Annotated in this window: 14 protein-coding genes; 10 read left to right on the top strand and 4 right to left on the bottom strand. The window is 73.4% G+C overall.

What is annotated here, in order from left to right:
* The first annotated feature begins 98 nt into the window (after positions 1–98).
* The 5 genes from sbnA (at position 99) to ABZ937_RS20965 (ending at position 6,448) form a co-directional block, all read left to right on the top strand.
* A complete protein-coding gene (gene sbnA, locus ABZ937_RS20985; protein ID WP_361693928.1) occupies positions 99–1,031 on the top strand; it encodes a 2,3-diaminopropionate biosynthesis protein SbnA in 933 nt (310 codons plus the stop codon).
* 56 nt (positions 1,032–1,087) lie between these two features.
* Positions 1,088–2,089: a 2,3-diaminopropionate biosynthesis protein SbnB gene (gene sbnB, locus ABZ937_RS20980; RefSeq protein WP_361693926.1), complete on the top strand. Its 1,002-nt coding sequence runs from the start codon at positions 1,088–1,090 to the stop codon at positions 2,087–2,089.
* Complete coding sequence (locus ABZ937_RS20975) at positions 2,083–3,930, top strand: FAD/NAD(P)-binding protein (protein WP_361693924.1); 1,848 nt, start codon at positions 2,083–2,085, stop codon at positions 3,928–3,930. Before sbnB ends, ABZ937_RS20975 begins: the two co-directional genes overlap by 7 nt.
* Positions 3,927–5,129 (top strand): PLP-dependent aspartate aminotransferase family protein, encoded by a 1,203-nt coding sequence (locus ABZ937_RS20970; RefSeq protein WP_361693922.1) that lies wholly within the window; start codon positions 3,927–3,929, stop codon positions 5,127–5,129. The genes ABZ937_RS20975 and ABZ937_RS20970 overlap by 4 nt, the downstream gene beginning before the upstream one ends.
* 140 nt (positions 5,130–5,269) lie before the next feature.
* A complete protein-coding gene (locus ABZ937_RS20965; protein ID WP_361694198.1) occupies positions 5,270–6,448 on the top strand; it encodes a benzoate/H(+) symporter BenE family transporter in 1,179 nt (392 codons plus the stop codon).
* Between the two features lie 61 nt (positions 6,449–6,509).
* Here ABZ937_RS20965 and ABZ937_RS20960 read toward each other — a convergent pair whose 3' ends face one another.
* Entirely contained in the window at positions 6,510–7,298 is a 789-nt protein-coding gene (locus tag ABZ937_RS20960) for a pectate lyase (protein ID WP_361693920.1), read from the bottom strand.
* A gap of 336 nt (positions 7,299–7,634) precedes the next feature.
* Here ABZ937_RS20960 and ABZ937_RS20955 point away from each other — a divergent pair, with 336 nt between their 5' ends.
* The 3 genes from ABZ937_RS20955 to ABZ937_RS20945 all read left to right on the top strand — a co-directional run bounded on the left by ABZ937_RS20955 (position 7,635) and on the right by ABZ937_RS20945 (position 13,937).
* Positions 7,635–8,924 (top strand): SGNH/GDSL hydrolase family protein, encoded by a 1,290-nt coding sequence (locus ABZ937_RS20955; protein ID WP_361694196.1) that lies wholly within the window; start codon positions 7,635–7,637, stop codon positions 8,922–8,924.
* 149 nt (positions 8,925–9,073) lie between these two features.
* The gene (locus tag ABZ937_RS20950; protein ID WP_361693918.1) at positions 9,074–9,637 is read left to right on the top strand and encodes a hypothetical protein; all 564 of its coding nucleotides are present in this window, start codon (positions 9,074–9,076) and stop codon (positions 9,635–9,637) included.
* 7 nt (positions 9,638–9,644) lie between these two features.
* Positions 9,645–13,937, top strand: coding sequence for a cation-translocating P-type ATPase (locus ABZ937_RS20945; RefSeq protein ID WP_361693916.1), 4,293 nt, complete (start codon positions 9,645–9,647; stop codon positions 13,935–13,937).
* Positions 13,938–14,018: 81 nt separating this feature from the next.
* Here ABZ937_RS20945 and ABZ937_RS20940 read toward each other — a convergent pair whose 3' ends face one another.
* Positions 14,019–15,098, bottom strand: coding sequence for an NADH:flavin oxidoreductase/NADH oxidase (locus ABZ937_RS20940; RefSeq protein ID WP_361693914.1), 1,080 nt, complete (start codon positions 15,096–15,098; stop codon positions 14,019–14,021).
* A 158-nt stretch (positions 15,099–15,256) separates the two neighbouring features.
* On the opposite strand from ABZ937_RS20940, the gene ABZ937_RS20935 reads away from it, so the two are divergent.
* Positions 15,257–15,616 carry a helix-turn-helix transcriptional regulator gene (locus ABZ937_RS20935; protein ID WP_361693912.1) on the top strand — a complete coding sequence of 120 codons (360 nt, stop codon included), beginning with the start codon at positions 15,257–15,259 and terminating at the stop codon, positions 15,614–15,616.
* On the opposite strand, the gene ABZ937_RS20930 is transcribed toward ABZ937_RS20935, so the two are convergent.
* The gene (locus tag ABZ937_RS20930) at positions 15,533–16,969 is read right to left on the bottom strand and encodes a nucleobase:cation symporter-2 family protein (RefSeq protein WP_361693910.1); all 1,437 of its coding nucleotides are present in this window, start codon (positions 16,967–16,969) and stop codon (positions 15,533–15,535) included. The two genes, ABZ937_RS20935 and ABZ937_RS20930, sit on opposite strands and share 84 nt — an antisense overlap.
* Positions 16,970–17,099: 130 nt before the next feature.
* Positions 17,100–18,434: an FAD-dependent oxidoreductase gene (locus tag ABZ937_RS20925; RefSeq protein ID WP_361693908.1), complete on the bottom strand. Its 1,335-nt coding sequence runs from the start codon at positions 18,432–18,434 to the stop codon at positions 17,100–17,102.
* A 150-nt stretch (positions 18,435–18,584) separates the two neighbouring features.
* Here ABZ937_RS20925 and ABZ937_RS20920 point away from each other — a divergent pair, with 150 nt between their 5' ends.
* On the top strand, positions 18,585–19,148 hold the full coding sequence (locus ABZ937_RS20920) for a DUF6214 family protein (RefSeq protein WP_361693906.1): 564 nt from the start codon (positions 18,585–18,587) through the stop codon (positions 19,146–19,148).
* Positions 19,149–19,160: the final 12 nt, after the last annotated feature.

The following is a 19,160-nucleotide window of genomic DNA, read 5'->3' as shown; positions in this document are numbered from 1 at the left end:
CGCACCGGCCGACAAGCCCGATGGGCACCAGTTGACATGGCGTTGACCGCGCCATGCGTGCCCAGTTCTAGGTTTGGATTCTGGTGATAGCGGAAGAAGTGTACGACCTTGTGCTGGACGACTTGTTCATCCAGCTCCATCAACTGGTTCCGGGAAGTTCTGTCTTCCTCAAGATCGAGGGCCTCAATCCCGCGGGCTCGGTGAAGCTCAAGACCGCGGTGGCCCTCGTGGAAGAAGCCGAGGCATCCGGGTACCGCTTTCCGCGGACCCGGCTCATCGAATCGACCTCGGGAAATCTGGGAGTCGCCCTGGCGATGGTCTGCGCCGCCAAGGGCTATTCCCTCACCTGTGTCACCGACCCCAACGCCAACCCTCAGACGGTCCGTCTGATGGAGACCCTCGGCGCCGAGGTCGTGACGGTGACCGTCAGGGACGGCAACGGCGGCTATCTGCAGTCCCGCATCGACTACATCCAGGAGCGCCTGAGCCGGGAGCCCGACCTGCACTGGCTCAACCAGTACGCCAATCCCGCAGGTCCGCGGGCACATCGGCAACGGACGGGGCGGTCCATCTTCGAGGCGCTGGGCCAGGTGGACTACGTGTTCGTCGGCGCCGGCACCACGGGGACGCTGATGGGGTGCGCGGAGTTCTTCCGCCGCCACAGCCCCGAGACCCGGATCATCGCCGTCGACAGCGAGGGATCGGTGACTTTCGGGGGGCCGGCCGCCCGCCGCCACATTCCCGGTCTCGGCACCAGCCGGCGGCCGGAAATTCTCACCGAGACACTGGTCGACGAAGTGGTGCTGGTATCCGAGGCGGAAGCCGTGGACATGTGCCGCGCCCTCGCCAGGGAACGCGGACTGCTGCTCGGCGGTTCGACCGGAACGGTACTCAGCGCGGTGCAGAGCACCGCCAAGAAGATTCCGGACGGCAGTGTCGTCGTGGCGCTCTCGCCGGACTTCGGCGACCGGTACCTCGACACCGTCTACAACGATTCCTGGGTGGCCGAACGCTGGCCCGGACAACTCTGAAAGACCGTCACAGAACAAAAAAGCTCGGGCGACGCCCGAGCCGGGGGAAAAGAAAAGTGTTCAACTTTGAAATAGTCGCCGGCGGCACCGTGCGCACCGTGCTGCAGAACCGGCGTCGCGAAGTTCTGGACCTGGTGAGCCGCACCTACCGCATTCACGAGGCCGGACAGACCGTCAATCCCGACAGCTACTTCCTGCGCTTCCCCGAGAAGCCGGATTCCCGCATCATCGCCCTGCCCGCCTTCCTCGGACCCGAATCCGGCGTCGCCGGCATCAAGTGGATCGCGAGCTTCCCGAAGAACACGGAGTCGGGCGCACCCCGCGCCTCCGCGGTGCTCGTGCTCAACGACTACGCGACGGGCTACCCGATCGCCTGCCTGGAAGCCGCCGCCATCAGCTCCGCCCGCACCGCCGCCTCCGCGGCCGTGGCCGCCACCGCGCTGCGCCCCGAGGGACACCAGGGCAAGACGATCGCGGTCATCGGGGCCGGTGTCATCGCCCGCAACATCTGCGACTACCTGAGCGCGGCGGACTGCCTCCCCGAGGCCTACCTCGTCCATGACCTGCACGAGCCCTCCGGCCAGGCCCTGGCCGAGCATCTGCGCGGCACCCAGGACGCGCCCGTCTCCTTCACCACGGACCTCGCCGAGGCCCTCGCGGCCGACACCGTCGTGTTCGCCACCACGGCTCTCAAGCCGTACGTCACCACGCCGTTCAAGCCCGGCCAGCTCGTGCTGCACATCTCGCTGCGCGACCTGGTGCCCGAGGTGGTGCTCGGAGCCCAGAACATCCTGGACGACATCGACCACTGCCTGAAGGCCGACACCTCGCCGCACCTCGCCGAACAGGCCACCGGCTCCCGCGACTTCGTCACCGGAACGCTCGCCGGCGTACTGAACGGCGACGTGACCCTCGACGCCGACCGCCCGGTGATCTTCTCGCCGTTCGGTCTCGGCGTGCTGGACCTCGCGGTCGGTGCGTTCGTCCTCGAAGAGGCCCGCCGCGACGGCACGGCCATCGAGATCCCCGACTTCTTCGGGGAGACACGCCGATGGTGACCCCGATACGGCCCTCCGTGGCGATCATCGGCATGGGCTCCCGGGGCCTTGGGCTCCTGGAACGCCTCGTCGCCCACAGCCTCACCCGGCCCACGCCGATGACCGTGCACCTGGTGGACCCGCAGCCCTTCGGCCCCGGATTCCACCTGGCCGACCAGCCCGACCACCTGCTGCTCAACACCGTCTGCTCCCAGCTGACGGCCTTCGCCGACGAGCGGATGGTCGAGGGCCCCGCACCGCTCGCCGGCCCCTCGCTCGCCGAGTGGTGCCAGGAGCGGGACCTGCGCCTCGCCGACGACGGCCACACCGTCCGCGCCGGCGAGGGCCGTCCGGTCCGGCCGAACGACTTCCTGCCCCGCAGGCTGCTCAGCGAGTACCTCGCCTGGGCCGCCGGCGAGATCGCCGCGGCGGCACCCGACTGCCTGACGATCGTTCGGCACCGGTGCGAGGCGGTCGACGTACGGCCCGGCCCCACAGGGGAGGTGGTGGAACTCGCCGACGGCAGCCTGGTCGACGCCGACGCCGTGTTCGTCACCGTCGGCCATCACTCCCTGTACCGTCCGGCGGCGCCGGCCACCGAACCGCGGCTGATCACCCGCCCGTACCCGCTGCCCGAGGCGCTCGACGGCATCGCGCCGGGCGAACGCGTGGCCGTCCTCGGCATGGGGCTCACCGCCATGGACGTCATCGCGAGCCTGACCCTGGGCCGCGGCGGCCGGCACGAGCCGCACGCGTCGGGGCTGCGCTACCTGCCGAGCGGGCAGGAGCCCAGGATCGTCCTGGCCAACCGCTCGGGCCTGCCCTCGCGCAGCCGGCCGTACCTCGCCCCGGACCGGGTGAGGTTCGCGCCGCTCGCCCTGACGGCCGACGCCGTCGCGGGGCTGCGCCGGAACCGTGCCGACGGCCGCCTGCACTTCGCCGAGGACGTGCTGCCGCTGGTCGAGGCGGAGATGGAACTCGCCTACTACCGCACCCTGCGGGCCCGCGAGTGCGGGGACGCGGCGACGGCGGGCCGCGAGTTCGCCGACCGCGGCCGGGAGGCCGGGTACGAGTCGCTGCTGGAGGAGTCCCGCCGCCGCTGGGGGCCGAGCCCGCTCAGCGGCGTCCTCGCCCCGGCCGGCGGGCGACAGTGGGCCGACCACGACGCGTACGCCCGCTGGTTCACCGGCGAGGTGGCGGCGGACCTGGCGGAGGCCCGGGCCGGACTCGGCGTCAGCCCCCTGAAGGAGGCACTGGAGGTCCTGCGGGACCACCGGGACGTGCTGCGGACGGCCGTCGACGCGCCCGGCCTCGACGACGCGTCCCTGGCCGGGTTCTTCGGCGCGTTCAACGCCACCGTCAACCGACTGGTCATCGGACCGCAGCTGGACCGCTCGGCCGAGCTGCTGGCCCTCGTCGAGGCGGGCGTCGTCCAGCTCGGCCCCGGACCGCGGCCCAAGGTCATCGCCCCGGCGGGGCAAGGCCCCTGGCTCCTCGAGTCCACCGCCCTGCTGCGGCCCACGACCTTCGAGGTCGACCACGTGGTGCACGCGCACGTCCGCGAGCCCGCCCCCGACCGCGTGCCCGGATCCCTGCTCGGCACCCTCGTCGGCGCCGGCCGGGTCCGCACCCTCGGCTCCCGCGGCGGCCCCGCGCACGGCCTGGACGTCACCCGCGAAGGCCAGGGCGTCGGCCGCGACGGGGACCTCCAGCCCCGGCTGTTCTTCCTGGGTCCGCACACCGAGGGCTCCAGCTACTACAACCACTACGTCCCCTCTCCGGGCATGCCGTCCCGCGCACTGATGGACGCGGAACTCGCCCTGAGCACCTCCCTGCCGTCAGTGATCACGAGGAAGCGATGACCAACAGCGAGAAGTTCACGCCCTGGACGACGGAGTACCGGGCCGAGACACGGGCCGCGCAGGGCGACGGCTGGCGCGGCCCGGCGACGGGAGCCGTACCGCCGCCCGTCAGCCTCGCCGCGACCTTCGCCAGGGACGCCGAGTACCAGCTGCCCGGCGGGCTCGCGTACCTGCGGGACCAGGGCAGCCCCGGCTACGAGCAGGTCGAGAACGTGGTCGCGGGCCTGGAGGGCGGCTCCGAGGCCCTGGTGTTCTCCTCCGGCATGGCGGCGGCCACCGCGGTCTTCCAGGTGCTGCCCGGCGGCTCCCGGGTCGTCGTACCGAAGACGATGTACTTCGGGCTGACCAAGTGGCTGACGGAATTCGGGCCGCAGCGCGGCCTGGAGGTCGTCCAGGTGCCGATGGACGACCTGGACGCCGTGTCCGCGGCCGTGTCCGCCGCCCCCACCGCCCTGGTGTGGGTGGAGAGCCCGGCCAACCCCACCTGGACGGTCACCGACGTGGCGGCCGTCGGCGAGATCGCCCACCGGGCCGGCGCCCTGTTCGGTGTCGACAACACCGTGCCCACTCCGGTGCACAGCCGGCCGTTCGACCTCGGCGCCGACCTGATCATGCACTCGGGGACCAAGTACCTCAACGGGCACACCGACGTCGTCGCCGGCTTCCTCGTGCTGGCGCCGGAACGCACCGAGGCCCGCGAGACGGTCTGGGAGCGGCTCCGGCTCCACCGCAGGCTGACCGGCCCGCTGCTCGGCCCGCTGGAGACGTACCTGCTGATGCGCGGCATACGCACGCTGTTCCCGCGCATGCGGCAGATATCGGCCACCGCCCAGACCCTCGCCGAGCACTTCGCCGAGCACCCGCTGGTGAGCCGCGTCGCCTACCCGGGCCTGCCCACGGACCCCGGACACGAGGTCGCCGCCCGCCAGATGACCGGCGGATTCAGCGGCATGCTCTCCCTCCATGTGGCCGGGGACTGGCAGCGCTCCCTGCGCGTCGCCCAGAACTGCCGACTCTTCATCCGCGCGACGTCGTTGGGCGGCGTGGAAAGTCTCATCGAACACCGCTATACCTTCGAGGGGCCGGGCAGCACCGCACCGAAGGACATGGTCCGCCTCTCCATCGGCCTGGAGAGCCCGGCCGATCTCGTCGCCGACCTGGAACAGGCCCTGGAAAGGGCTGCGAAGGAAGACAGTTGAGTCCCGAGTCCCCAGAGACAGACACCACCTCCGGGGCGGCGCACACCGCAGCGCCGTCCGCCCCTCCCGGCCGCTCCGCACAGGAGCGGTCCGGGGGACCGGAGCCCGCGGGTGAACCGGCACCGGCGGACCGGCCCCGGCTGCTGCGCGACGCGTCGCTGTCCGCCGTGCTGGCGGGCTTCGTGGCCGTCGTCGTGTCCTACTCCGGGCCGCTGGTCATCGTGCTCTCGGCGGCCTCGGCCGGGCACCTCGACACCGCGCAGACCAGCTCCTGGGTGTGGGCCATCTCCATAGGCAGCGGCCTGACCTGCATCGGGCTGAGCCTGCGCACCCGTATGCCGATCATCACCGCCTGGTCGACGCCGGGAGCGGCGCTGCTGGTCACGAGCCTCGGCGCGTACTCCTACGCCGAGGCCATCGGCGCGTTCCTCATCACCGGTGCCGTCATCACGCTGATCGGCCTGACCGGGGTGTTCGGCCGGCTCATGCGCCAGGTACCGACAGCGGTCGTCTCGGCGATGCTGGCGGGCATCCTGTTCAGCTTCGGCACCCATGTCTTCACCTCGCTGAAGACGGCGCCGCTCATCGCCGGGTCCGTGCTGGCGGCCTACCTCCTGGCCAAGCGGCTGCTGCCGCGGTACGCGGTGCTGATCGCGCTGGCCGTGGGTGTCGTCGGCAGCGCGGCCACCTCGCGGCTGCACGTCCATGTGGACAAGATCGAGCTGGCCCGTCCGGTGTTCACCGCCCCGGAGTTCTCCGTCGCGTCCCTCATCGGCATCGCCGTGCCGATGATCCTGGCCACCCTCGCCTCGCAGAACGCCCCCGGCATGGCGGTGCTCTCCGCCTCGGGCTACCAGGCCGAGGACCGTCTGCTCATCGGCTCCACGGGACTGGTGTCCACCGCGCTCGCCCCCTTCGGCTCGCACGCGATCAACCTGGCCGCGATCACCGCCGCGATCTGCACCGGCCCGGAGTCGCACACCGATCCGCGGCGGCGCTATGTGGCCGGTGTCTCCTGCGGCGCCTTCTACCTGCTGATCGGCGCCTTCGGCTCCACGCTGGTGGCGTTCTTCGCCGGGCTGCCGAAGGAACTGGTCGCGGCCATCGCCGGTGTCGCCCTGTTCGGGGCGCTCGCCGGTGGTCTCACCGGGGCGGTCAAGGAGGAGAAGGACCGCGAGGCCGCACTGATCACGTTCCTGGCCACCGCGTCCGGCGTCACCCTCTTCGGCATCGGCTCCGCCTTCTGGGGCCTGGTCTTCGGTGTCGCCGCCCACCTCGTCCTGTCCGGGAAGTGGCGCCGGAAGGCAGCCGCCGCGTGACCCGTGGCCGGGCCGCCGACGGCGGCGGCCCGGCCACGATGATCAGCCCGCCCGCTCGGGCTCACTTGTAGGTGATGTCCGAGCCGGCGTACTTGCAGTAGGTGCCGTCCGGGTTCGAGCCGTTGGTGGTCGGCTCCTTGCCGGTGTTGTTCCCGATGTACTTCTGGCAGGGAATGATCTTCTTGCTGGTGTCCCCGACGATGGTGATGTTCCGCAGGGTCGCGCTGTCGCCGTAGTTGGTGTTGATGCCGACGAGCTTGCTGCCCTTGTAGGTCGCCTCGATGCCGCTCAGGTTGATCGTCCGCTTGTACTGCGTCCTGCAGTTGCCGCAGGAGCGGGCGAACGTACCGAAGTTCTTCACCGCGAAGCCGGAGACGTTGAGCGTGCCGGCGCCGTTGAACTGGAAGACCTTGTCGCCGGCCTCCTTCGCCCCGCCGCCGCTGACGGTGTAGACGTTGGACGACGAGGAGCCGAGGAAGGTGGCCGCGTCCTCGCCGACGTCCTCCCACCACACGTTCTGCAGCGTGCAACTGCCGAGGCAGTGGATGCCGTCTGCGGCCGGGGAGCCGATGACGACGTTCTTGAGGACCGTGCCGGGGGCGAGTTCCAGGATCGGTCCCTGGTCCTCGTCCTGCCCGCCGGTGCCGAGCTCTCCGCTGCCGTAGAGGCGCTTCATCCCGTAGTCCTTGGTGCCGGACACCGAGATGGTGGCGGAGACCGGCTGGCTGCCGTTGGGGGTGGGCCAGGTGGCCGCGCCCGCCGGTGCGCCGGAGGTCATGATCATGCCAAGCGTGAGGCCGAGGGTGGCCAGGCCGCCTAGGAGGGCGCGCGCGGGTGTGCGTGAAGTCATGTCCCGGATGCCTTCTTCCGAGTGGGGTCGGTCGGACATGTATGTGAAGCGCGTGCATCAACACGTACGGCATCTACGTGTGGCACCCGCTCGTGGGGCAAGGTGAGCCCGTCGTTGCGGCTCGAAGGTCATGCTGATGAACGGACCGTAGGGGGTAAGCGCTTTCTAGTCAACGCCTCTCGCGCAGGCCGCCGGGTGCGGTGTGGGAGCGCTTCCATGGAGGGCGTGTTCATGCCACGATGACGCTCGTCCGCCGGTCTGTCCGCCACCGCCGCCCCCGGGAAGGTGTCCGTGAAGCCGTTCGTGAAGCGGTCCTCCAGAGCCCCGCTCGCCACCCTGCTCGGCACGTGTGTCCTCGTCCTCGCCCTGATCGTGACGGGCTCCGCGCTCACGGCGCTGGTCACCGGAACGGCCCCGGCCACCGCCGCCGCCGGACCCGGCCGGCACTGGGTGAACACCTGGACCGGCATGCCCCAGCTGACCGAGCCCGCCAACCTGCCGCCCGCGCCGTACACCGGAACGACGTCGGTGCTCGTGGACACCACCCTGCGGCAGACCGTGCGGGTCACCGCCGGAGGCCCCCGCATCCGGCTGCGCTTCTCCAACGCCTACGGCGACACCCCGCTGCCGCTCACCGCCGTCACCGTGGCCCTGCCCCGCGACGGCAGGGCCGGGGTCAGCGCCGTCGAGCCGGACAGCCTGCGCCGGGTCACCTTCGCCGGCCGGGACTCCACGACCGTCCCGGTCGGCGCCCAGATGGTCTCCGATCCGCTGGACTTCGAGCTGCGCGCCGGCTCCGAGCTGACGGTGACGGCGTACACCGCCCGCGGCCAGGCGTCGCTCGCCCTCACCTCGCACCCCGGCTCGCGCACCACGTCGTACCTCGTGCACGGCGACCACACGCGCGACCAGGACCTGGCGGGCGCGACCGCCGTGGACCACTGGTACCTGCTGAGCGATGTCGAGGTGCTGGCACCGGGCCGTACCCGGGCGGTGGCCGTCGTCGGTGACTCCCTCACCGACGGACGCGGCTCCACGACCAACGGCAACGACCGCTGGCCCGACCAGTTCTTCGACCGCCTCCGGAGCCGGGCGGCCACCTCGGGCATCGCCGTCCTCAACCAGGCGGCCGGCGGCAACCGCGTCCTCAACGACGGGCTCGGCCCCAACGTGCTCGCCCGCCTCGACCGGGACGTCCTCTCCCGCAGCGGGGTCTCCTGGCTGATCCTCTTCGAGGGCGTCAACGACATCGGCACCGCCGACGCCACCCCCGCGGCGCAGCGCGCGGTCACCGACGACCTGATCGCCGGCTACCGGCAGATCGTCGTCCGCGCCCACGCCCAGGGCATCCGGGTCTACGGCGCGACCCTCACCCCGTTCGGCGGCAGCACCCTGTACGACGACCCGGCGGGGGAGCGGGAGGCCGCCCGGCAGCGGGTCAACGCCTGGATCCGCACCCCCGGCCACTTCGACGCGGTGATCGACTTCGACCGTGCGGTACGGGACCCCGAGGCCCCCGGCCGGCTGCGGCCCGCCCTGCATGCCGGGGACTGGCTGCACCTCAACCCCGAGGGGTACCGGGTCCTCGCCGCGGCCGTGCCCGAGGGGCTGTTCCGCCGCGCCTGACGAGACGGCCAGGGGTGCGCGGGGCGGTCGGTGCCCGCGGTGCGGGAAGAGAGCCGGCGGTCCCGGGCGATCCCCCGGGAAAGGAGGGATGACCAGCGCGGTCGCGGGCACTCGGGAGGGCGGCAAGGCGGATCGACCCGAGGAGAGTCATGGCTGAGCAGAAGTCGTCGTCGGTCCTCACGGCGCCCCTGCGCGGCGCGGCCTCGGTCCTGCGCAGGGTGCCCGGCGCCAGCACGGTGAGCAGGGCCGCGGAGGAAACACTGGACAAGGTCGGAGCGGTCTCGCCCCGCGGGCGGCGCATGGCGGTGTACGCGGGCGCCGGGGTGCTCGGCGCCGCGGGCGTGGTGGAGTGGCCCGTGGCCCTCACCGGGGCGGCGGTGGCCTGGCTCACCCAGCCGCGGCCGGGCCGGCCGGCGGACGGCGGGGACGCGGGCGCACAGGGCCCCGAACCCGCGCACGATCTCGGCACCGCGGCGCTGAGGTCCGGCGGCGCAGGCCACGGGGCCGGCCCGGAGGCCGGGCCGGTGCCCGCCGGGACCTCCGCGGCTGATCCGGCCTCCGCTCGTACCGGGGGACCGGGGCGGGCCAAGGATTCCGGACACACGGAGGCGTCCAGTCCGCCCGAGGCCGCCCACGGCGTCAGGGCCTCGTCGGGCAAGACCTCCTCCGGTCCCCTCGGGCCGACCGCGCGGCCCGACCGCACCACACTCTGAGGAGGTCATGGTGCCCGGTCTGCTGACGGTGCCGTCGGCCGTAGCCCGCCTGCTGCCCGCGGCACCACGCCTGCTCTCGCGGGCGGCGGCCCCCGCGGTCGGCATGGCCGCGGGTGCCGCCGCCGGAACGGCGCGCGCCGGAGTGCGCGGCGCGGACGCCGCCGTGCGGGTCACGCGAGTGGCCCGCAACGCGCTGCCCGGCGCCGGAGGCCACTGGCGGTCCGGCGCCCGCGCCCACCTGGCCGTGCGCGCCCTGGAACAGGAACTGGCGCGGCGCGCCGACGGCACGGGGGAGCTGGCACGCCGGCTGGCCGACGCGCTGGCGGACCATCCCGATGTGCTCTTCGCCTACTGGGACCAGGGGCTGGCCCGCCTCGTGGTGACCGCGACCGGGGAGCAGGCCGCCGACCGGGTCGTGGACCACGCGGCCGGTCTGGCCGAGCGGCACGGCCTCGTCCTGGCGGGCGGCGACGTGGAGGAGACCACACATCCGGCCGACCCGGCCGGTGTCCGCGCCGCCGTCGCCACCCTCGCCGCCGACGGCATCGGGACCGCCGTCGCCATGACCGCGTACGCGCTGCGGCTGCCGCCCTCGCCCCGGATGGTGACCGCGGTCGTGACGCTGCTGCGGGAGAACCCGCGCTTTCGCGCCTGGCTACGGGGCCGGCTCGGCGACGCCCCGATGGACATCGTGCTGGCCTGTGCCAACGCCGCCGCGCACGGCGCCGGCCAGACTCCCACCTCCCTGGTGCTCGACGGTGCCCTGCGCACCTGCCAGGTGGCCGAGACGGTGGCCCGCTCGGCCGCCTTCGACTCGGTGCACGACCGGCTGTGCGCGCCCGGCCGGGTCAGCCTCGCCCCGGAAGGCCCGCCGCGCCCGCCGCTGCGCGAATCCCCGGCCCAGGAGTACGCCGGCCACGCCTCGGCGGGCAGCGTCCTGGGCGCGGCGGCCACCCTGCTCGTCAAACACGACGCCGGCGAGGCGGCCGAGGCGGTGCTGGCCGGCTCCCCGAAGGCCGCCCGCTACGGTCCCGCCGCCTTCCACGCCGTCCTGAGTGCCGCCCTGGCCCGTACGGGGGTGCTGGTCCGTGCCCCGGAGCGGCTGCGCCAGCTGGAGATGGCCGGCACGGTCGTCCTGCACTCCGGCGCGCTGCGCACCGAGGACGGGGAGGCCGACCCGTGGGCCGAACCGGTGCTGGACACGGCACGCCGGGCCGGGCTCCGGGTCGTTCTGGTGGACGATCCGGCGCTGGAGGACTTCACCGGCCTCGCCGACCGGGTCGTCGACGCCCGCCGGCCGCTGGACGACGTCGTGCACGAGGCGCGCGGCGACGAGGGCGCCGTGCTGGTGGTCGCCCGGGTGCGGGCTGCCGGCGAGCACGACCTCCTGGCCGCACTGCGCGCCGCCGATGTCGCTGTCGCCCTGACCGACCGGGACGGCGCGGTCGTCTGGGGCGCGGACATCCTCGCCCTGCACGGCCTGCCCGACGTGTGGCGGGTCCTCACCGCGATACCGGCCGCCCGCGCGGTCGGCCACCGGGCCCAGACCCTGGCCCGCTCCGGCGCCGCGCTGTCCGGGCTGCTCGTCGCCATCGGTGAGTCCGGCGGCGGAGGCGGTCGCCGGGCCGCGCTGCCCGGGCTCCGGCACGCACCCGTCGACGCCGCCGCCGCGACGGCCCTGCTGTCCGGTGTGCGGGGCGCGCTCGGGGTGGCGGCGGCGCGCGCCCCGCACCCGCGCCCCCGGGTGCACTGGCACGAGCTGGATCCCGACCAGGCCCGGGAACGGCTGGAGCACGAACCGGCCGCCGACACCGGCCCGCTGGACGAGCTGACCGCCCGGGTGCGCAAGGTGGCCGAGGGCGTCACCCGGCACCCGGCCGCCGCGCCCGCCCGCTGGTCCTACCGGCTCGGCCGGGCCGTCCGAGGGGAACTGCACGACCCCCTCACCCCGGTGCTGGCCGTCGGGTCGGCGGCGTCGGCGATCCTCGGCTCCGTCGTGGACGCGCTCCTCGTCGTCGGCGCCCTGGACCTGAACGCCCTGGTGGGCGGCGTCCAGCGGCTGCGGGCCGAGCGGGCGCTGTCCGGACTGGTCGCGGAGCAGCAGCAGCAGGCACGTCTGGTGCCGCCGGAGGACGAGGCACCGGCCGGCGGCATCCGCACCGTGGCGGCGGGCCGGCTCCATCCGGGCGACGTGATCCAGCTCAAGGCGGACGACGTGGTGCCCGCCGACGCCCGGCTGCTGTGGCAGGACGGCCTGGAGGTGGACGAGTCCGCCCTGACCGGCGAGTCGCTGCCGGTGGAGAAGCAGACGGACCCCACTCCGCACGCCCTCGTGGCCGACCGGCGCTGCATGGTCTTCGAGGAGACGACCGTGGTGGCGGGGCAGGCGCGGGCCGTCGTGGTCGACACCGGCGACCACACCGAGGCCGCCCGTGCCGTCCACCTCGCCGCCCGCACGCCCCCGGCCGGTGGTGTGCAGGCCAGGCTCCAGGACCTCACCCGCAAGGCGCTGCCGTTGACGCTGGCGGGCGGCGCCGCGGTGACCGGCCTGGCGCTGGTGCGCGGCACCCCGATCCACGAGGCGGTCAGCGGCGGGGTGGCGGTGGCCGTGGCGGCCGTACCGGAAGGGCTGCCCCTGGTGGCGACGGTCGCTCAGCTGGCGGCGGCCCGGCGGCTGAGCCGGGGCGGCGTCCTGGTCCGTACCCCGCGCACCCTGGAGGCGCTGGGCCGCATGGACACCATCTGCTTCGACAAGACCGGCACGCTCACCGAGAACCGGCTGCGGCTGGTGCGCACGTCCGACGCCGAGGGCACGGTCCACGCGGTGGACGACGACGCCTCCGAGCGGACGCTCCGGGCCGCCGCGCGGGCCTGCCCGGTGGTGAACGGCGACTCCGACCAGCCGGTGCACGCCACCGACGAGGCCGTGCTGGACGCGGCGGCGCCCGATCCGGACTGGACCCAGCTGCACGGCCTGGCCTTCGAGGCCGCCCGCGGGTATGCCGCCGCCGTCGGCCGGAGCGGGGACGGCCCGCCCGTACTGGTGGTCAAGGGCGCCCCGGAAATCGTGCTGCCCGCCTGCTCCGGGCTGCCGGCGCACGTCTCCGACGCCGCGCAGGCACTGGCCGGGGACGGCCTGCGGGTGCTGGCGGTGGCCGAACGGCGGCTCGGCGCGGGCGAGCAGGACTCCGCCGTCCTCGAACAGCCGCTGGAGGGGCTGGAGTTCACGGGACTGCTGGCCCTGTCCGACGTACCGCGCGAGACCTCCACGGCGCTGGTGAACGGGCTGCACGGGGCGGGCGTACGACCGGTCATGCTCACCGGCGACCATCCGCAGACCGCGCGGGCCATCGCCGCCGACCTGGGCTGGCCCGAGGACACCGTGGTGGTCACCGGCGACGAGCTGGCCGCGGCTGACCGTGCGGCCCGGGCCCGGATGCTGCGCGACGCGGGCGTGGTGGCCCGGGTCGCGCCCGAGCAGAAGCTCCAGGTCGTGGAGGCGCTGCGGGACGCGGGCCGGGTGGTCGGCATGGTCGGCGACGGCGCCAACGACGCCGCCGCGATCCGCGCCGCCGACATCGGCGTCGGCATCAGCGCGCGGGGCTCGGCCGCCGCGCGCAACGCCGCGGACATCGTGCTGACCGACGAGGACCTGACGGTGCTGATCGACGCGGTCGGCGAGGGCCGCGCCCTGTGGCACAGCGTGGCCGACGCGATCGCCATCCTGATCGGCGGCAACGCGGGCGAGGTCGGGTTCGGCCTCCTCGGCACGCTGCTGTCCGGGCGGGCGCCGCTGTCCACCCGGCAGATGCTCATGGTGAACCTGTTCACCGACCTCTTCCCGTCGATGGCGGTGGCCGTGACGGAGAAGGAGGACGAGGCGGACCTGTCGCACGTGGAGGAGGCGGCCGGGGTGCTGGGCGACCCCCTGCTGCGGCAGATCCGGCACCGGGCCCTGACCACCTGCCTGGGCGCGCTCGCGGCCTGGCTGATCGGCCGCTTCACGCCGGGCACCGCGCGCCGCTCCAGCACCATGGCGCTGTGCGGGGTGGTCGGCACCCAGCTCGTCCAGACCCTGCTCGACCGGCGCGACAGCGGACTGGTGCGGATCACCGTGCTGGGCTCCGCGCTGGCCCTCGTCGCCGTGGTCCAGACCCCGGGCGTCAGCCGCGCGGTCGGCTGCACCCCGCTCGGCCCGGTCGCCTGGGCCGGCGTCCTGGTCGCGATCGGCCTGGCACTGGCGGGGCAGCGGACCCTGCCCCGCCTGGAGCAGACCGTCGGGCGCCTGCTGCCGGGGTGACCGGCAGGGGCGCGTGTGCGGCGGCCGGCGGAAGCGGAGCCGGGCGGCCCGGGACCGGACCGGCCGGCGTCCGTGACCCGCTCAGACCGACCGGTGGTACTGGTCCGGCACCCGGACCTCACCGCCCAGCTCGCGGGCGGCGTGCCGGGCCCAGGACGGGTTGCGCAGCAGCTCACGGCCGAGCAGCACCACGTCGGCCTCACCGTTCGCCAGGATCTTCTGGGCCTGCTCGGCCTCGGTGATCAGGCCCACCGCGCCGACCGGCAGCGGGGTCTCGGTCTTCACGCGGGAGGCGAACGGGACCTGGTAGCCCGGCCCGGTCGGGATGCTGACGCCGGCCGCGTTGCCACCGGTGGAGACGTCGAGCAGGTCGACGCCGTGGGCGTGCAGATCGCGGGCGAAGCGGACCGTGTCGTCCGGGGTCCAGCCGGCCTCCTCCAGCCAGTCGGTCGCGGAGATGCGGAAGAACACCGGCTTGTCCGCGGGCCACACCTCGCGTACGGCGTCCACGACCTCCAGGGCGAACCGGGTGCGGTTCTCGTACGAGCCGCCGTAGGCGTCGGTGCGCCGGTTGGAGTGCGGGGAGAGGAACTCGTTGATCAGATAGCCGTGGGCGCCGTGGATCTCGACGATCTCGAAGCCGGCGGCGAGGGCCCGGCGCGCCGCGGCGGCGAACTGGCCGACGACCTCCTCGATCTGCTCGACGCTCAACTCCGTGGGGACCGGGTGGCGTTCGTCGAACGCAACCGGGCTCGGGCCGAACGGCTGCCAGCCGTGCGCCTCCGGTCCGACGGGCGCGCCGCCCTTCCACGGCTGGTCGGTGGACGCCTTGCGGCCGCCGTGGGCGAGCTGGACCGCCGGCACGGTGCCCTGGGCGGCGAGGAAGCGGGTGATCCGGCGGAAGGCCTCCACCTGGGTGTCGTTCCACAGCCCGAGGTCGTACGGGGAGATCCGGCCCTCGGGCGAGACCGCGGTGGCCTCGACCACGATCAGCCCGGTGCCGCCGGTGGCCCGCGCCGCGTAGTGCGCGAAGTGCCAGTCGTGCGGGGCGCCGGCGAGCGGACCCTCCGGCTCGGCCGAGTACTGGCACATCGGGGCCATCCACACCCGGTTCGGGATGGTCACTTCGCGCAGGGTGATGGGCTCGAAGAGCGCACTCACGACGGACTCCATTCGTCACGGACCGCTGATGGGTTCGTACGGTACTCCTCGTACTACGATAGATGTCAAACTACGACGGCAGTCGTACAATGCTGACAGCCAGGGATCCGCGGCGGAACGGCCAGGGATCCGCGACGAAGGACGAAGGGGGAGCCGCCGTGACCGGCGACACCGCCACCACCGGCCGTACGCTGCCGCACCCGGACCTGGAGCAGATCCGGCTGGAGTCCGTGCTGCACGCGCTCTCCGACCCGATGCGGATGCAGATCGTCCGCGAACTCGCCGCCCGCGAGGTCGAGTTGACCTGCTCGCAGTTCGAGCTGCCGGTGACCAAGTCCACCACCACGCACCACTTCCGGGTGCTGCGGGAGAGCGGGGTCATCCGGCAGGTCTACCGGGGCACGGCCAAGATGAACGGCCTGCGCCGGGACGATCTAGACGGTCTCTTCCCGGGACTGCTCGACAGCCTCCTCGCCGCCGCCGACCGGCAGGCCGGCCGCATCGCCGACGGCGGCTGAACCGTCCGCCGCGGGAAGCGAACCGTCCTTCGCGGGCAGTGAACTCCTCCTCGCCGGAAGGTGGTTGAAGAGCAGGTTCAGCAGGATCGCGGACAGGCAGCCCGCGCTGATGCCGCTGTTCATCACCGTCTGGAACCAGTCCGGGAACTTCTCGTACACCGTGGGCACGCCCACCGGCAGCATGCCGATCGCCACCGAGACGGCCACCACGGTCAGGTTGTCGTTGCCCTTGAAGCCGACCCGGGCCAGCGTGCGCAGCCCGCTCGCCGCGACCGTCCCGAACATCACCAGACCGGCCCCGCCGAGCACCGGCGCCGGGATCGCCGCGACCACCGCGCCCAGCTTGGGCAGCAGACCGAGCAGCACCAGGATCCCGCCGGCCGCCGCGACCACCCAGCGGCTGCGCACCCGGGTCATGCCGACCAGGCCCACGTTCTGCGCGTACGCCGTGTACGGGAAGGTGTTGAAGACCCCGCCCAGCACGGTCGACAGCCCGTCCGCGCGCAGCCCGTCGGCCAGCGGGCGCGGCTCGACTTCGCGCCCGGTCAGCTCGCCGACGGCGATCAGGTCCCCCGTCGTCTCGGTCATCGTCACCAGGGCCACCACCAGCATCGACACGATCGCGGACGCCCGGAACTCCGGTGCCCCGAAGTGGAACGGCGTGCTGACGCCCACCCAGTCGGCGTCCCCGACCCCGCCGAAATCGGTGAACCCGAACGGCACGGCGACCGCCACGCCCACCACGATGCCGATGAGCACCGCGATCCGGCTGAGGAAGACCGGCGCGAACCGCTGCACGCCGAGCACCACGGCCAGGACGAAGCCCGCCAGCGCCAGGTTCTTGGGCTCCCCGAAGTCCTTCGCACCGGCGCCGCCCGCCGCCCAGTTGCCCGCGACCGGCAGCAGCGAGACCCCGATGATCAGGATCACCGTGCCGGTCACCAGCGGCGGGAAGAAGCGCAGCAGCCTGCCGAAGACCGGCGCGAGCAGCATGATCGCCAGCCCGGCGACGATCACCGAGCCATAGACGGCCGGCAGTCCGCCCTCCGTCGTCCCGATGAGCACCATCGGCGACACGGCGGCGAACGTGCACCCCTGCATGATCGGAAGCCGTACCCCGAACCGCCAGAACCCGACGCACTGGATCAGCGTGGCGATCCCGCACACCAGCAGGTCGGCGGTGATCAGGTACGCCAGGTCGGCGGGCGACAGCTTCATCGCGGCGCCCACGATCAGCGGGACCGCGACGGCGCCCGCGTACATCGCGAGCACATGCTGCAGCCCGAAGGCGGCCAGCTGCCGTAGGGGCGGGATCTCGTCGACGGGGTGCACGTCCGTGGTCGTCGTGGCCATGGGAACTCCTGGGCTGCGGGGGAGTGGCATGCGAACAGGACGAGACCGTAAGGGCCTTGAACAGTTTGTTGATTTCCGGACTGTTGCCGGTGTGTGTCCTGCCGCCCCGCCGCCGGTCACTCCCGGTGCGCTACGGCACCCGCGCCGCGCCGAGCAGCGCGTCCCAGTCGGACAGCTTGACCACGCTCCGCCCCAGCCGCGCCCCCAGGTCGGCCTCGGCCCGCTCGATCGCCAGCCAGCCGTCCCAGGGCACGGGGTCGACGCCGGCCGCCCGGAGTGCCGCGACCGGGTCCTCGGGCACGTCCGCGCGGGCGAGCGCGGGAGCGTCCGCGAGCAGGGAGGTCACCGTCTCCTTGGCGCAGGGGCGGTTGGTGCCGATGACCCCGGTCGGGCCGCGCTTGATCCACCCGGCGACGTACTCGCCGGGGGAGGCCACGCCGTCGCGCAGGACACGGCCCTCCTGGTGCGGGATGGTGCCGGTCGCCGGGTCGAACGGCAGACCTTCCAGGGGCACTCCCCGATAGCCCACCGAGCGCAGCACCAGCTGGGCGGGCACGTCCTCGTACCGGCCCGTGCCGGTCACCCCGCCCTGGCCGTCCGGCTCCGTCCGTTCGAAGCGGACGGCACTCACCCGGCCGCCGTCCCCGAGCAACTCCACCGGGCGCAGGAAGAACCGCAGCCGGATCCGCCGGGCGGCTGCCGCCGAGGGCTGCGCCGCCCAGCCGCGCAGCACCTCCACGTTGCGCCGCTGCACGGCCGGCAGCGCGCCGGGGTCGCCCGGATCGAGCGCCAGGTCGGTCTTGTCCACGGTCACCTCGGTGTCCGGCAGTCCGCCGAGCTCGCGCAGCTCCTTGGTGGTGAAGCGGGCCTGTGCGGGGCCGCGCCGGCCCACCATGTGCACCTCGGTGAGCCCGCTCGCCGTCAGCGTGTCCAGCGCGGCCTGCGGGATGTCCGTGGGGCGCAGCTCCGCCGCACCCCGGACCAGCATCCGCGCGACGTCCACCGCGACATTGCCGACCCCGATGACCACCGCCGACCGCACCCCGCGCAGGAATCCGGCGTCGGCCGCGTCGGGGTGCGCGCTGTACCAGGACACGAACTCGGTCGCCGACCAGCTGCCCGGCAGTTCCTCGCCGGGGATCCCGAGGTGCCGGTCGGTGGCGGCGCCCACGCAGTACACCACCGCGTGGTAGAGCGTCCTCAGCCGCTCCACCGGCAGGCCGCCGGGGCCGCCCACCCGGACCCCGCCGAGGAACCGCACCCGCTCGTCCTCCAGCACCGTCCGCAGGCTGCCCTGCAGGGACTTGATCTTCTCGTGGTCGGGGGCGACGCCGTAGCGGACCAGGCCGTAGGGGCACGGCAGCCGGTCCAGGACGTCCACGAGGACCTCGGAATCGCGCTGAATCAGGCTCTGGGCGGTGTAGCACCCGCTCGGCCCGGAACCGACGACGGCGACACGCAGCACAGCGGTACTCCTTGCCCAAGGAGGGGCGTGCGGACGGCTCCAGGATCGCACCGTGAGGCGTCGGGCGGCAGGGGCCGGTGGGGTGATCCGGATGCGTGTCCGTTCGTGTCCCATTCTTATGGATTGTGATCATGCGGTTACGTTCCGTGTGTGCTAGAAGCATCCTTTCTTAATCTTTCCGATCGGGACGCGGAGGACGGCGCGGTCTCCGTCTGGCCCGCGTGGAGGGTGTGGGAGCGCGGCGCCGTCACGTCCTGGTTCCATGTCCGGCTGGCCTTCCCCGACGCGGCCAGGGTCGACGCCCTGGCCGTGCTGAACGAGGGGTACGTCTCCATCGAGGACGTCCAGGCCGAGCCGGCCCTCTCCCTCGCCGACCTGACGGCGCTCGCCGGCTGGATCGAGGGACCGCTGTTCGAGGCGTGCGGCGTGACGCCGGCGCAGGACGGCGAGGTCGGGACCGACAGTGGGGACGACGGCTGCGCGGCGGTGCCCGAGGCCGGCCCCCCGAGTCTCGGACGGGCCCGTCCGGCCTGGCCGCGGGGCACCGAGGGCCGCCGGCTCGTCGCACAGGAGTACCGGGCGGCGCAGGGCGAGGGCGCCGATCCGGTGCTCGCCGTGATGAGCGCGACCGGACGCAGTCGCCGGCGCGCCCTGCGGCTCATCGCCCAGGCGCGGGACGCGGGCTTGCTGACACCTCGCCACGCGCGCCGCTGAACAGTCGACTTG

The organism is Streptomyces sp. NPDC046727 (genome assembly GCF_040645635.1).
Lineage (GTDB): Bacteria > Actinomycetota > Actinomycetes > Streptomycetales > Streptomycetaceae > Streptomyces.
Note: the sequence above shows the minus strand (reverse complement) of the source record. Positions and strands in the feature narration are given on the sequence as shown.